Source organism: Streptomyces sp. NBC_00285, assembly GCF_036174265.1.
Taxonomy (GTDB): domain Bacteria; phylum Actinomycetota; class Actinomycetes; order Streptomycetales; family Streptomycetaceae; genus Streptomyces.
Map to the genome: position 1 here is coordinate 8,169,070 of NZ_CP108055.1, position 14,775 is coordinate 8,183,844.

General features: G+C 71.2%; 9 protein-coding genes. 1 reads left to right on the forward strand and 8 read right to left on the reverse strand.

Annotated elements, in window-relative coordinates; genetic code table 11:
- Positions 1-2: 2 nt before the first annotated feature.
- From OHT57_RS37555 to OHT57_RS37570, 4 genes are all read right to left on the reverse strand, one after another.
- On the reverse strand, positions 3-1,379 hold the full coding sequence (locus OHT57_RS37555; RefSeq protein ID WP_328751225.1) for an extracellular solute-binding protein: 1,377 nt from the start codon (positions 1,377-1,379) through the stop codon (positions 3-5).
- Between the two features lie 117 nt (positions 1,380-1,496).
- Positions 1,497-2,156, reverse strand: coding sequence for a peptidyl-prolyl cis-trans isomerase (locus OHT57_RS37560; protein WP_328751226.1), 660 nt, complete (start codon positions 2,154-2,156; stop codon positions 1,497-1,499).
- Entirely contained in the window at positions 2,153-6,364 is a 4,212-nt protein-coding gene (locus OHT57_RS37565; RefSeq protein ID WP_328751227.1) for an NEW3 domain-containing protein, read from the reverse strand. The genes OHT57_RS37560 and OHT57_RS37565 overlap by 4 nt, the downstream gene beginning before the upstream one ends.
- 110 nt (positions 6,365-6,474) lie before the next feature.
- Positions 6,475-7,359 (reverse strand): MurR/RpiR family transcriptional regulator, encoded by an 885-nt coding sequence (locus OHT57_RS37570; protein WP_328751228.1) that lies wholly within the window; start codon positions 7,357-7,359, stop codon positions 6,475-6,477.
- Positions 7,360-7,477: 118 nt separating this feature from the next.
- On the opposite strand from OHT57_RS37570, the gene OHT57_RS37575 reads away from it, so the two are divergent.
- Positions 7,478-8,242 carry an SIS domain-containing protein gene (locus tag OHT57_RS37575; protein ID WP_328751229.1) on the forward strand — a complete coding sequence of 255 codons (765 nt, stop codon included), beginning with the start codon at positions 7,478-7,480 and terminating at the stop codon, positions 8,240-8,242.
- Positions 8,243-8,344: 102 nt separating this feature from the next.
- Here the strand turns inward: OHT57_RS37575 and OHT57_RS37580 are convergent, their stop codons facing one another.
- The 4 genes from OHT57_RS37580 to OHT57_RS37595 all read right to left on the reverse strand — a co-directional run bounded on the left by OHT57_RS37580 (position 8,345) and on the right by OHT57_RS37595 (position 14,340).
- Positions 8,345-11,401 carry a beta-N-acetylglucosaminidase domain-containing protein gene (locus OHT57_RS37580; protein WP_328751230.1) on the reverse strand — a complete coding sequence of 1,019 codons (3,057 nt, stop codon included), beginning with the start codon at positions 11,399-11,401 and terminating at the stop codon, positions 8,345-8,347.
- A gap of 57 nt (positions 11,402-11,458) precedes the next feature.
- A complete protein-coding gene (locus OHT57_RS37585; protein ID WP_328751231.1) occupies positions 11,459-12,511 on the reverse strand; it encodes a lysylphosphatidylglycerol synthase transmembrane domain-containing protein in 1,053 nt (350 codons plus the stop codon).
- Between the two features lie 240 nt (positions 12,512-12,751).
- Positions 12,752-13,219 carry a hypothetical protein gene (locus OHT57_RS37590; RefSeq protein ID WP_328751232.1) on the reverse strand — a complete coding sequence of 156 codons (468 nt, stop codon included), beginning with the start codon at positions 13,217-13,219 and terminating at the stop codon, positions 12,752-12,754.
- A 131-nt stretch (positions 13,220-13,350) separates the two neighbouring features.
- Positions 13,351-14,340: a hypothetical protein gene (locus OHT57_RS37595; protein ID WP_328751233.1), complete on the reverse strand. Its 990-nt coding sequence runs from the start codon at positions 14,338-14,340 to the stop codon at positions 13,351-13,353.
- Positions 14,341-14,775: the final 435 nt, after the last annotated feature.

Consider the following 14,775-nt stretch of genomic DNA (forward strand, 5'->3'; position numbering starts at 1 on the left):
TGTCAGCTGCCCTGCTTCAGCAGCTCGTTCGCCTTCTCCTGGGCGTCCTTGACGGCGTCCGCGGCGCTCTTCTTGCCCTGCATGGCCAGCTGCACCTGGGACACGATGGCGTTCTGCACGGCCGGGGAGAGGTTCGTCTGGTTGGTGGAGGCCGTCTTGAGCTGGTCGGCGACGAGCTTGCGGGCCTGGGAGAAGGGGTCGGTGCCGGTGACGTCCTGGAAGAACGGGTCGTTCAGCGACTCGGTGGTGGTCGGGAAGATCACCACGTCCGGGTCCTTGCACCAGGCCGTCTGGTTCTCGGCGTTGGTGAGGAACTCCGCGAACGAGAGCGCCACCGGGGCGTGCTTGCTGGTCGCGGCGACCGAGATGTACTGCGGGGCACCGGCGGAGGCGCGGCCCAGCGCGTCGTAGGGCTGCTGGCCGACGGCCGTCTTGGCGTACACCGAGGGGCTGTTCTGCTTCACGAACCGCACGAAGCTCGGGTTCGTCGAACCGTAGGCCACCTTGCCCTGGCTGTAGAGCGTGGACGGGTCGTTGCTGGAGGACAGCGAGTCCTTCGGCATGGCGCCCTCCTTGTACAGCTTCGCCATCCACGCGACCCACTGGGTGGTGCGCGGGTCGTCGCCGAAGACGGCTGACTTGGCGTCGGTGGAGAGGACCTTGATGCCCATCTGGTCGAAGTCGGCGGGGACGCGCCAGATCGGGTTGGCCATCGTCGCGAAGTACTTGCCGTCGGCGGCCTTGGCGACCTTCTCGTAGTCGGCGAACAGCCCGAAGAGCGTCGTCGGCGGCTTCGCCGGGTCGACACCGGCCTTGTCCAGCAGGTCCTTGTTGTACGTCAGGAGGACGCCGCCGGTGTACCAGGGCAGCGTGGTGTGGATCGACTTGCCCGAGGCGTCCGGGAAGGTGGCGGTCTTCCAGAACGACGGGACGAAGGGCTTGGAGGCGTCCGGGTCCTTGGTGTCGAGGTCGAGCAGGTAGCCGGCCTTGGTGAGGGCGGTCGCCGTCGGCGCGTTGACGTTGATGACGTCGGCCATCGTGCAGGCCTGGGCGTCGGCGACGGTCCGGCTGGTGAAGGTGTTGTCGCCCGGGTCGTCGATCCACTTGACCTTGGTGCCGGGGTGGGCCGTCTCGAAGTCCTTGATCACCCCGTTGAAGAAGGCCCCGAAGTCCTTCTTCAGGTTGGTCGTCTGGAAAGTGATGTCGCCCTTGACCTCGCCGGTGAGCTTCCCCGACCCGACGTTCCCCTTGTCGACCTTGCAGGCGCCGGCGGTGGCGTCACCGCTGCCGGATCCGCCGCCGGACAGGCCGCAGCCGGCGGCCGTCAGTGACAGAGCGGCGATACAGGTCAGGGTGCGGGTCAGTCTCTTTGCGCGCATGTGATGCCCTCCACGGCTGGTTCAATGAACCAACTCCGACTCCGATTGATGAAAAGGTGGACCAGAATTCATCGGAGGTCAATGGTTTCCCGTGTTGCGTTTATGTTCCGTACGAGATCAGTGCCGGTGTTCGTGGTCCGGGTGCGAGGGATCTCCGGGATGTTCGTAGCCGTGGGCGTACACGACTGTGCTGCGTGCCTGGTCCAGCCAACCGAAGAACGCCTGGCGGCCGGCCGCCCTGCGGAGCTCGCGTGAGATGCCCTCACGGACCTCGTCGTACGGCAGCACGTCCTCCGGGGCCGCCCCGTCGAAGGGGGTGACGCCTCGCCTCAACGCCGCCGGGGTGAGGAAGCGGTCCTGGTTGCGGTCGTAGTAGTCCCGTACGGCGGCCTCCGGGACCCTCTGTTCGGCTTCCAGGGCGGCGAGGAAGGCGCGGGCGGCGGGGGAGTGGGCCAGTGCCGCGGCGACGATGCTGCCGAGGTCCGCCACGTCTGTCTCGGCGACGGCCAGGACGGAGGCGGGTGACACCCCTTCCGGCACTTTCAGGCCCCGGTCGGCGCAGGCCCTTCGGGCGAGTTCGTCGGTGACGATCACTTGCGTGGCCCAGCGGCGGCGTTGTCTCGCGACAGAGGGTGCCTCTGTTTGTCGTCCGGCGACTGCGGGTTCGTTGTGGCTGGTCGCGCCGTTCCCCGCGCCCCAACGGGGCGGGCCCAGGAAGGAGTTCACCCGTTCTGCCGGGATCGGGTCGCCGTCCACCACCGCCGCGTGTTCCGTCACTCCGTCACCTCCAGCGGCACGGCCCTCGTGTACGCCACGTGGCCGTTCCACGCCACCTTCGCCATCAGCCAGTACGCGCCCGGTGGGATCGCCGAGCCGTCCACCTCGATCACCGACTGCCGCAGCTCGCCGCCGGGCACCGTGAAGCCCTGGAGCCCCGGGCCGACGCCCGGCCATGTGCCCCACGACGACACGGCCCACAGCTGTCCGCCGACCGGGCCCCGCGTGGTGTTCCGCAGGCTCACCGGAACCTGAGCCCGCTCACCCCTGCGCACGGTGACCCGGTCGGCGTCCAGCTCGCACGTCAGCCCCTGCCCGGCGGGCGGACCGCCCGGCACGTCGAGGCCGACGACGTCCTCGTAGGTCTGTCCGCCGTACGACAGCCTTGCCGTGAGCCAGTACCGTCCCGGCCCGGCGTCCGGCGGCGGTGTCACCGTCACCTCGGCCAGCGAGAACCCGCCGGGGCCCAGCGCGTACGGCAGTTCGGCGGGCTCGGCGGACCAGCCGGGCGGTACCTCGAAGACCACCGTGCCGCGCGTCGACGTGTCGGTGAGTTCCGAGCCGACCCGGACGGTCGCGGTGACCGGGCCGGTGGCGGTGAGGGCGGTGGGGGAGACGTAGACGGACACCGGCATGTTGCCGCGCGGGGCCGGGCCGGAGTTGTGCAGCCAGTACCGGGTGTGGACGGGCTGCGCGGGCTCCTGGGCGGCGACGCCGGGGTCGGTCGACGGCTCGGGTGCCTGCGGGGGCGTGGCCAGGAGGGTGGCCACCTCGAAGCCGGTCAGCGCCGTCTCCAGGGTCCCCTCGCTGTCCGGTGCCAGCGACTCCCCGGGCCGTTCCAGTACGTCCGCGCGGGCGCCCTCCGTCCACGCGACCGGTCCGCGCACCCGGGCCCGTACCGGGCGTCCGTTCACCTCGTGCACCCGGACCACGACCCCGCGCCCCGGATCCACCGGCGCCGCGCTGCCCCGGGCCAGCGGGGAGCCCAGCGGCTTGAGGGCGTCGAGGATCACCTCGCGGGCCGGTTCCACCTCCAGCAGGGAGGTCTTCCTGGGGAGCAGCGGGGACCCGTCGCCGCGCACCCGGGCGGTGAGCGGGTGGTTGAACTCATGTCCCCGGGACGGGAGTCGCAGGTCCCGCCAGTCGCCCGAGCCCGCGACGACGGCGTACTCGAAGGTGTGCGACCAGTGCTGGAGCTGGAAGCCCGCCCCGTCGGGGGTGGTACGGCGGGGCGGGTCGACCCAGATGCCGGACGGCCAGCCGGTGCAGGAGCGCATCAGGGACATGTAGAGGTCGCCGGAGGTCGTGACCACGCAGCCGGGCGTGCCGCGGTTCAGGACGGCGAAGCCGCGCCCGTCCCAGGCGTCGCCCGGCGGCAGCGCCTCGCCGCCGCCGGCCGCGGTGGCCGTGACGGTGAAGTCGTCCAGATCTGCGATCAGTGCGTCGACCGCCTTCGCGTCCCCCGCGGGGTCGGCGCCCGCGATCACCAGCAGCGGCAGCCGCTCCAGGTCACGAAGGTCGGCGCCGGGCACCCACTCCTCGCGCAGGGAGGCGCGCGGTGCGACCCAGACGGCCGCCACGCCCTGTTCGGCGACCTGCCGGCGCACCTCGCGGTCGGCGGCCGGGTCCATGGCGAGCGCCTCGGCGACCAGGGCGTTGCGCCCGGGACCGCCCACGGCGATCCGGATGTCGGGGAGGTTGGAGTCGAACTCGAGGTCGCCGTAGCGGGGACCGCCCGCGATGGTGGAGGTCGCGGTGACGCCCGAGCGGACGAGGGCCGCCGCGAGCGGGGCGCCCAGCTCACCGGCCTCGTGCCAGTCGGCGTACACCAACTCGGCGACTCCGAAGGCCCGTTGGCCGAGCAGTGCGCCGGAGTCGTCCTTCAGCGCCACCCGTGCCGTGGACCCGAGCCCGAACCAGGTGTGGGCCGGGTTGTCCAGCGTCCACGGGAACTGCTCGCTGTCCACCTCGACGAACCCGAACCCCCGCCCGATCACCGCGTCCGCGACCTCGTGCACGGGCAGCCCGCCCCGTACGTCGCAGGGCCAGCGGACCCGGATGAGACGGTCGGCGCCGTCGTAGCCGTCGACGGTGGTGGTGAGGTCGAGGCGGTCGACGCCCCGCCACAGGGTCAGACGCTGGGTGTAGGTGAACAGGCCGAGGTCGGCGCGGACGGTGATGCGCGAACCCGCCGGGGAGTGCTCGACCTCGATCTCGGCCGGTACGTCGCCGCTGCGGGCGGCGGTCGTTCCGGTCGGGGTGAGGTGCCAGGGGCCCTCGCCGAAGCGCGGGTGCCTCGCGAACTCCTCCTGGACGACGAGTTCGTTGCCGATGTCACCGGCGGGCAGGAGGTCCCGGCCGCCCTCCGTGAGCGCGCGCAGGCCGCTCACGGCGCCGCCGCGAGCGGGGTCGACCGTCAGCTCGTAGAACTCGTTGCGGATGGTCGCGCCCTCGCCGGGCGTCCACCGGGGGACGGAACCGGCCGCGAGGGGCAGGGCCTTCAGCCCGAGCCCCGGCACCTCCGGCACGACGACGTGGAGCCGGCCGTCCTGCTCGCGGACGGCGGGCAGCGGCTGGAAGTCGTCGCCGACGGGCACCAGGCCCGGGTCGTCGACGGTGAGCACGTCCCGCCGTTGCCAGGTCGCGGGGTTGAAGACCACCAGGTCGGGTCCGGTGCCCGGCTCGACCCGGTCGGCCAGGGCCTTCGTCGCGTCGGCGTGCACGGTCTCGGCCAGGTCGACGAGTTCCCGCCAGCCGGTGAGCAGGTCGATGTACACCTGGTCCGACTCGGAGCCGGTGATGGCGTCGTGGTGGGCGCCGTAGACGAGCTGCCGCCAGGCCTTGTCGAGGGCCGCGTCCGGATAGGCGTGCCCGGTGACGAGCGAGGCGAGCGTCGCCCAGGCCTCCGCGTCGGCGAGCAGGGTCTCGCCGTACCGCTGGGCCTGCTTGGTGTCGATGTAGGAGACGTCCTTGCCGGTGTAGACCGGGTTCATGTCCCGGGTCTGCGGCGAGGCCCTGCGGCCCTCGGCGTCCAGCTCCGCCCGTACGGCGGCGAAGAAGTCGCGCGGGATGCCGGAGACGAACCGCGGCCAGACGTAACGGGAGTTCCAGTCCCGGTGGATGTCCATCACCCAGCGGCACGGTGGCGCGTAGTCCCCGCCGACCGGGAGCAGCACGTTGCGCGTGAGCGCGACCTTCTTGAGCCCCTGGAACAGCTTGAGGGCCTCCGCCTCGGCCTCCGGCAGCGTCGGCGCGTTGTCGATCCGCCAGCCGGCGCCGTAGTGGTTGACCATGTACGCGGTGAGGATCCCGCGCCCCGAGGGGGCGATCCAGTCGAACTCGGCCGGGAACTGCATCCGCTGCGGATCCCGCGGCTCCTCGCCGAACACGGAGAGCGTGGGGCCCCACTGGTGGAAGGGTCCCCGCGCCCAGGAGCTGGAGGTCACCCCGGCATCGGCCATCAGCCCGGGGAACTGAGGGTCGTGCCCGAACGCGTCCAGCTGCCAGGCGGTCTCCGGGGACGCCCCGAGGATCGCGCGCTGGTATCCGTCGCCGTACAGGGCGTTGCGTACGGTCGCCTCGGCGCCGGTGAGGTTGGTGTTCGGCTCGTTGTAGGTGCCGCCCATGATCTCGACGCGGCCGGTGCGGATCAGCTCGCGCAGGAAGCCGCGTTCCTCCGGGAAGGCGTTCCAGTACGGCTTGAGGTAGTCGATCTCCGCGAGCACGAAGGTGTACGCCGGGTCGCGCCGGGCCAGGTCGGAGTGGGCCCGGACCAGGCTCATGCCCGACTGGCCGCGCGAGTCGAAGGTGCGGGCGGGCAGGCCGGTGCCGGCCGGGTCGTCGGCGACGTCCCAGGTCTCGGTGTAGGCGCCCTGGGTGTTCCACCAGACGGGGTCGTAGTGGAAGTGGCTGACCATGAACATGGTCCAGCCGGGCTCGGCGACCGTGAACTCGCCGGTGCCGGCGGCGGTTTCGTCCCCGTCGGACGCGGTGACCGTGATCGGTCCGCCGGTCCCGGTCACGGGTATCTCGGCGCGTACGGTGCCGTCCTCGCCGACGGTGACCACCGTCTCCCCGACGCCGTGGCCCTCGACGGTGACGCGGACGGAGCGTCCCGCCAGGTGCTCGATGCCGGCCGCCACCACCTGGAGCGGCTGCTCGGGGGTGCCGACGAACAACTCGGTCGACTCAACGGAGATGACGCGCATGGGGCTCCTACGAGATGGCTCGGGGGAGCCCCATCCTGGCACCGAAGGGATGATTCAAACAACCATCCTTGCGTTATCTCGGTGGTTCATCCATGCATGATCGGACACGGTCAACGCGAGCGGCGGGCCTTCACCGCGTGCTGCGGGGTGATGTGGTCGGTGAGCGCGAGGGAGGAGCTGGCGCGCTGGTAGGCGAGCTGGCCGACCCGGACGTAGAGGCAGTCCACGATCATCAGGACGGAGTGTCGACCGCCGATGCTGCCGGTGCGGAAGCTCGTCTCCGAGGCGGAGGAGATCAGCCGGATGTCCGCGGCCCTGGCCAGCGGGGAGCGCGGGTCGGTGGTGATGGCGACCGTGGTCGCGCCCCGCTCCTTGGCCATCTCGAAGGGTTCGAGGGTCTCCCGGGTCGCACCGGAGTGGGAGATGGCGATCGCCACGTCGGCCGGGGTGAGCAGGGCCGCGGAGGTGGCCGCGCCGTGCACCTCCGTCCAGCCGCGCGCCTGGCAGCCGATACGGAACAGCCGCGTCTCCGTCTCCTGCGCCACCGCACCGCTGCCGCCGACGCCGTACACGTCGATCCGCCGGGCCTTGGCCAGAGCCTGGGCCGCGCGTTCCAGGGCGTCGAGGTCGATGCGCTCGATCGTCTGCTGGATCGCCCGCAGGTCCGCGCTGCCGACCACCTGGACGACCCGCTCGAGGCTGTCGTCCGGCGAGATGTCGGGGCCGATCTCGGCCGAGCCCCAGTCGGAGACCTCGCCGCGGCCGCGCTCCTGGGCCAGCTCGATCAGCAGATGCTGGTAGGAGTCGAGGCCGATGGCCCGGCAGAAGCGGGTCACCGTGGCCTGCGAGGTGCCGGTGCGGCGGCCCAGTTCGGCGGCCGAGCAGTGGGTGACGGCGGCCGGATCCTCCAGGATCAGCTCGCCGACCTTCCGCAGTGAACCGGCCAGCCGGGGCAGTTCGGTGCGGATCAGGGTCGTGACGTCGGTCGGAGGCATGCAGGGAAGGTATCAGCCACCCTTTCGGTCGCAGATTGGATACCAGGACCGCCGAATGATTTATTGATTCACCGTTGGGTGGTTGTATGGTGGTTCAATCCATCAGTGGGGAGTGCGTGTGTCCGTCGAGTCAGTCAGTGCCCAGGGCTTCGCCGAACAGAGCCTGGACGTCCTCCGCCACGTCACCGAATCCGCCCGCGAGGACGTACGCCGCGCCGCCGGGCTGATCGCCGACTGCATCCGCGCCGACGGCGTGATCCATGCCTTCGGCACCGGCCACTCCCAGGCGATGGTGCTGGAGGTCGCCGGCCGGGCGGGCGGCCTGGTGCCCACGAACCGGCTCCAGATGTCCGACCTCGTCCTCTACGGCGGTGACTCCCCGAGCGTCCTCGACGACCCGCTCCTCGAACGCGAGCCGGGAGTGGCGGTCCGTCTCTACGACATGGCCGCCCCGCGCGCCCAGGACCTCTTCGTCATCATCTCCAACTCCGGCGTCAACAGCGTCATCGTGGAGATGGCCCTGCACGCCAAGGCGCAGGGCCACAAGATCCTCGCCATCACCTCCCTCACCCATACGGGGGCGGTGCCCGCGGGACACCCGAGCGGCAAGAAGCTCGTGGACCTGGCGGACGTGGTGCTGGACAACGCGGCGCCCGTCGGTGACGCGCTGCTGTCGTTGCCGGGGGGCGGGGCGGTGGGTGCGCTGTCCACCCTGACCGGCGTGCTGCTGGTGCAGATGGCGGTGGCGGAGGCGTCGGGGTTGCTGCTCGCCTCGGGGGAGCGGCCGCCGGTGTATGTGTCGGCCAACGTGCCCGGTGGGTTCGAGGGGAACCTGGAGTTGGAGAAGCGGTATGCGGGACGGGTTCGGCGTACGGCGACGTAGGCGTTTTTTGGGGTGTCCGGGGTGGCGCGGGGAGCTGCGGGCCGGTTGAGGCCGGTCGCGCCCGCGCGGCGGAGCCGCACATCAATGCGGCCCCGCGCCCCTTCAGGGAGTCAGCGCCACCGCCAGCGGATAGGCACCGGTGCTGAAGGACGGCCCTGCCGTCCCCGAGGCGACGTCGATCGGTACCAGGGCGTTTGTATCGGCTGTCGTCACATACGCCGTGGTGCCGTTCCAGTTCAGGGCCACGTCGAAGGCCGACCTGCCCACCTTCACCGTGCTGCCCGGGGCTCCGGTGACCGTGTCGACCGGTGTGATCGTGTCGCCGTTGCTCGGGCTGACCCACAGGGTGCGGCCGTCCGGTGACAGACCGAGGCCGTACGCCTGGCCGGTGACCAGGAGGGTCGGCTCGGTCTCGTTGCTCGACGTGTCGATCGGGGTCACCGTCGAGCCGCCGGAGTTGGAGACGTACACCGTCCTGCCGTCGGGCGCGGCGACGACGTCGAAGGGGCTCGGGCCCACCGGGATCGCGGTGCCCGCCTCGCCGGTGGTGAGGTCGACAGGGCTGACCGTGTTGTCGTGGATGTTCGCCACGTACAGCGTCCTGCCGTCAGGCGTGATCGCCATGTTCTCGGGACCGTCACCCACCGGGATCGGCGTGCCGGTCCTCAGCGTGCCCGTGTCGATCGACTGCACTGTGCCGTCGGTGTAGTTGGCGACCCAGAGCGTGCCGCCGTCCGGGGTGAGGGCCAGGCCCGCGGGGACCTTGCCCACAGCGACGGTGGCGGTGACCTCGCCGCTCGCCACGTCGATCACGCTGACCGTGTTCGAGCCCTGGTTGGCCGCGTACGCGGTACCGCCGTCCGCGCTCACCACGACCTCGCCGGGGTTGTTGCCGACGGCGATGTTCGTCGTCGTGCCCGAGGAGAGGTCGATGGAACTCACCGACGCGCCACTGAAGTCGGCCGTCAGTGCGCGTGGTGTGCCGGTGCCGTCGGTGACCTGGACGGGCAGTGCGCGGTCGAGGATGCCGGTGCCTTCGGCGACGACCGGGTGCACCCCCTCCGTCTTGCCCGTGAGGGTGACGGTGACGGAGGCCGGGGTGGTCGCCGTGCCCTCGGAGGGCGTGGCGGTGACACCCTCGGGTACGTCGAGCCTCCAACTGACCGTTCTGGCCTGGGCGTCGGACAGGTTCAGGGTGACCGTCGTCGAGGCGCCGGGCTTCAGGGACAGCGAGGCGGGGGAGAAGGAGGCGTCCACGCCCGGGTCGGGGGCGTTCTCCAGCATCGTCGTGTAGAGGAACTGGTCCATCACGCCCGGCGAGACCTGCTGCGGGATCGCGTCCAACTCCTTCCGCTCCTGCTGGAGTTGCTTCCAGTACGTCGACACCGCGGTCGTGTCACCGCGCTTGTTCGCCAGCAGCAGGTCCACGGCCGTTGCGCCCGCGGTCCCGTAGCTGCCGAGTTTGTCGAGCCAGGCGGAGGTCTCGTCGAGGAACCCCGGGTTGTCGAGGTGGGCGCGCAACCGGGCGGGTGTGGCGGCCATGTCGGTGAAGTAGGACCTCAACGCGGCTGCCGCCCGGCCGAGGCCGCTGCCCCGGTCGTACGCCTCACGGAAGGCGGCGATCAGTCGGGTGAGGGTCGGCGACTCGGTGGAGTCGAGCTGGGAGGAGTAGTTGTTCTCGGCGAAGATCCGCAGCCACTTGGCCGCCTCGGGTCCCGCCAGGTCCCGGACCGACGCGAGGAACGCCCGGCGCGGGTCGTAGGCGTGCGGGTTCCACAGGTAGGCGGCCGAGGTGAACAGGGCGAGCCGGCTCGCCTCGCCCTGGACCATCGGGTTCGCGGTCACCCCCGTCGCCGCCGCAGCCACGCCGGGTTCCCGGCCCGTGTAGGGGCCGAGCAGGAGACGGCTGGTGACGTAGTCGTTGACCGGGTAGTTGTCCCAGACCAGGACCGGGTGGCCGTAGACCTCGCGGGCCTGCCTCAGCTGCTCGGTGGTGACGGTGGGCGCGATGACGCCGACGCCGGTCCACTCGACGACGACCGACGGGTCGAGTTGCTCCCGCAGGGCCTTCTTGTACGGGGAGTCGGCGAGGTCGGAGTACTCGGTGGGGACCATCTCCAGCGGCTGGAGTCCGGTGTGGCCGTCGGAGAACCGCTGCCACGCGGTGTTCAGCAGACGGGCCTGGGCGGCGCCCGCCGCACCCCCGCCGGTGCCGAACTCCCGCTCGTCCTCGGGGCAGTTCCACTTCGTGTAGCTGATGTCGTCCAGGGGGATCGCGAAGGAACGGACACCGATGGCGTACAGCGAGTCGAACTTCGCGGTGAGCGCCTTGACGTCGGCGTCGGAGGAGTAGCAGACCGAGAGGCCGGGGGAGAGGGCGTAGGTGAAGCGGACGTGGTCGGTGTCGGCCCGGTCGACGAGCTCCTTCAAGCGGCCGAGTTCGGCGGCCGGATACTCGTCCCGCCAGCGGGCGCGCAGGTAGTCGTCGTCCTTGGGGGAGTAGACGTACACGTTCTGTTTCGTACGGCCGTAGAAGTCGAGTTGGGCGAGGCGCTCGGCGTGCGTCCAGGGGGTGCCGTAGAAGCCCTCGATGACTCCGCGGAGGGCCGCGGTGGGCCAGTCCCGCACGGTGACCACGGGCAACTCGTGCTTGCCGTCGAGGAGTTGGCGCAGGGTCTGGGCCGCGTAGAAGGTGCCGGTGGTGTCGACGCCGGAGAGGGCAAGGAGGGCCCGGCCGTGGCTGCGGCCGGAGGCGAGGACGTAACCGCCGGAGGCGAGGCCGGACGGGGAGGCTGCGCCGAGGCGTTCGAGGGCCTTCGCGGTGGCGGTGTTCTCGCCGGGGCCGCCGAGGTACACGGTCAAAGCGGCCGCGGGTGTTCTCTCGTCGGAGTGGACAGCGGTGACGCGGCCGGCTCCGGCGGCCTTGAGGGCCGTCTCGACGACCTTTCGGGCCGAGGGGTCGGTGCCGGGGCCGACTACCTCGACGACCCGGTCGGGGACGGGGAGCCGGCCGTGTCCGGCGGTGATTTTCTGGGGGGTGGGCCATACCTCGGGCACGGACGGCCGGGGTTCGGCCGAGGCGGGGACCGCAGGGGCGGCGAGGCCGAGGGCCAGCAGCAGGGCGGCGGCCAGACATCTGAGATTGATGAATGAATCCACCTGAGGATGCTAGGAGTGTTGAATGCATCATTCAATGGTGCGGGTGTTTCCGGAAGTTCACAAAACCTTCCGGTGGACGAGGGCGGACATGCAGAGCACGCCCGGCAACAGGGGAAGCCACACCGTCAGGACGCGGTAGCCGATGAGCACGGCCGTGCCGAGACTCACCGGAACGCCGTAGACGGCGAGGGTGAAGACCATCGCCGCGTCGACCGGGCCGATGCCGCCGGGCGCGGGTACCGATCCGACCGCGGTGCTCGCGGCGAGATAGGCGAACGCGACCTGCGCCCAGGACAGCGTCATGCCGAGCGAGGTACCGACCGCGTGGATCACGCTCGCCTGGAGCAGCGGCGCGGCGGCGGCGCCGCCCCAGAGGGCGAGGACGCGGCTCGGCATGGTGTGCAGCCGGCGGGCGTCGGTCAGGGCGGTGCGCACGAAGGTGGCCGCGGGGCGGCGCAGCGGGCGGACCAGGGTCAACAGCAGGAGTGTGGCGCCGAGTCCGAGACCCGCGGCCACCGCGGGCAGGAACAGCAAGCGCCGGTCCGGGACGAGGTCACCGAGGCGCAGCAGACCGGGCAGGGCCACCAGGAAGCCCAGCAGCACCAGCGTCTTGGCGATCGGCCTGACCAACGCGTACAGGGCGAGCGAGGCGGTGGCCCGGGCCAGCGGGATGCCCTGCCCCTGGAGGAAGCGCAGGGTGACGGCGTGGGCGCCGAGACTCGCCGGCAGTACGTGGTTGGCGGCGCCCGCGGCGAACTGCGAGGCGCCCAGGAGCCCTGGCGGCAGGCGTTCGGGCAGGGCGCCCTGCCGGACGACGGACGCGGAGATCCAGCCCAGGCAGGTGTAGAAGAGCCCGACGAGCAGCCACCAGGGATCGGCGGTGGCCAGCCGCGCGGTGCCGTCGTACAGGGCACGCCAGTCCAGCACCGCCCATACGCCGATGAGGAGGAGGGGGAGCAGGGTGAGCAGACGGCGGGTGAGACGGGTCAGGGAGCGCCGGGAACCGGCGGCGACGGGTGCCGGGGCGCAGATCGTGAGCGGGGCCGGAGCGGCGGCGGTGGCCGGGGCGGGGAGCGGACCCGGGGGACCTTCGAGCGGAAGCAGGGACACGGCGCACGTCGTCCTTTCGCGTCACGTCCCGTGCGGGACAAGGGGCGTGACGGAGGCAAGGCGATGCAGAGGGGACGAGGGAAACGTGCCCGCTCGGTGTGACGTTCAAATGTCCGGCAGTCGAAGGAGTGCGGGCGGGTGGGCGACACGGCGTGGGGCGCCGGTGCCGGAAACGGGTCGCCCCGGCACCCTTTCGGGATGCCGGGGCGGCCGAGCGAACCAGGGTCGCGACAGGGGGATTCAGCTGATGAAGGAGCCCGGGGCGCAGGCGGTCGAGGCCACCCAGGTGTGCGACTGGATGTTGTTGTTCATGTTCTGGTTGTTGGTGAAGTGGTCCCGGCTGAGGTCGTCCACGTACTTCTCGCCCGGCAGGAGGCAGCCGTACGAGGTGTCCTTGTAGTTGTCGAGCCAGTAGAAGGCCACGACGTCCTTGCCGCCGACGAAGCCGCTGTTCATCACGGACGAGGCGCTGTTCGCGTCGCTGCCCTGGAAGGGGCCGAGGTTGTCGCCCCACGAGGGGTCGCTGCCCGCGGTGACGCCGAGGAGTGCGCCGCCGCAGTCGGTGCCGTCCCAGGCCCGGACGTCGCCGTCGCGGCCGTGCGCGTTCCAGTTGGCGTTGCAGCCGGGACCCGCGTGGGCGGCGGCCGGGATGGCGATGCCGAGGACCGCGAGGCCCAGGGTGGCGAGGGAGACGGTCAGCTTGCGCATGACGGATTCCTGTTCTGCTTGCGCCTCGTGGGAGGCGTGGGTGGGATCGGTGGGGTGAGAGTCCGCGAGCGTCGTCGCGGGGTCCGTCCGTGACACGGGGTCACGGGTGTCAGGGGCCGGCGCGTCCTGGATCAGGTGCGGGCCGGGACGGTGCGCTCGGCGAAGGTCAGGGCGTGCCGCTCCATTCGAAGGTGGGCGTCGAGGGCGTGGCCGTACTTTCCGGCCAGCTCGCCGACATAGCGGGCCTCGCGCCGCTCGCCGATCGCACGCAGGGAGACGGAGCGGGCGCAGGTGGCGTCGGCGACCGCGATCCGGGTCTCGTTCGCGAAGGTCCTGGCCTCCGCGGCCCGGGTCTGCTCCGCGCTGTGGTCGCGGGTGGAATCGCGTGCCGCGCCGGGGTCGGGGAAGGGGTGGCCCGCCTTGTTCATGCACTGCGACCAGGCGCTCACCGCGCTGGTGAACTCCTTGTCGTGCAGCAGCTTGTCCACGTACAGGGGGCGCAGGTTCCTGACCGTCACGTCGGAGCGGAACCATGCCGCCGGATCGCCGTACAGCAGCTCCTCGGCCTGGGCGGCGCAGCCGCCGGACTGCTTGCTGATCGTGCCGCCGGACGGCGTCGGCGACTTCAGCACCACGGCGTCCTGGCCGCCGTCCATCGCGATGTCGAAGGCCTTCTGGCGTGAGCGGGAAAGGGACTTGCGGTAGGCGATGTTGGGGTTGCGCAGTCGGGTACGGTCCTCCTTCGCCGTGATCCGGCTGCCGTAGCCGTGCCTGCGCGCCCAGTCGATGTCGTCCTGGACGTAGCCGACCGGCCGGCTCTCGTCGAGGCTCAGCGGCTTTTCCTGCTGGAAGCGGAAACCCTGCTTCCTCATGCAGGCCGCGATGAGGTGCTGCTCGGCGTCGGAGATCCGCAGGTCCTGCGAGTAGGTGAGCTTGTCGCCCGTCCCGGTGGCGTCGGCCCTCGCGGACGGCGAGGCACGGTGGGCCGCGTCGGTGTCCGCCGCGCAACCGGTCAGCACGAGCGAGGCCAGCGCGGCGATCACGCCCACGGCGGTGGGTACGCGTCGCGTGCTGCGTCCACTCGGTACCACCGTCCGGCGTGGGGCGTCGGCGCGCTTCATCGGCATGCTCCCGGGGCGAAGTCGAACTGGGTTGCTCTCACGATCCGTTGACGCCTCGGAAGCCGCGTCCGTATGCCCCTGGACCGCCGAATTCTTTTCCTGCGCCGGCGGTCATACGAGGACGGCTCGCGATCCGTCTGCTCTGCCTGCTTCTTCGCCTGCCGACCTCTTCGGACGGCGGACCACGCCGAGTCGCGACGGAGCGGAGGGCCGGCGACGTACCGGCTGCGGGGCAGGCAGCCGCGTCCGACGCCGACCGGGCGACGGCCGGAACCGCGTGTGACACGGGACGCACAGGAATCTTCGACGCGGGAAATATCGGCGGGCCCTCATACGAACGGCCGGGCCCAGCCGTCCCTCAGGCGAGGGGTATCTCTGCGTGCTGTCGAAATCCAGCCAACCATCGTCCGGGGGAAGCCGGGCGGAAGGCTCCGC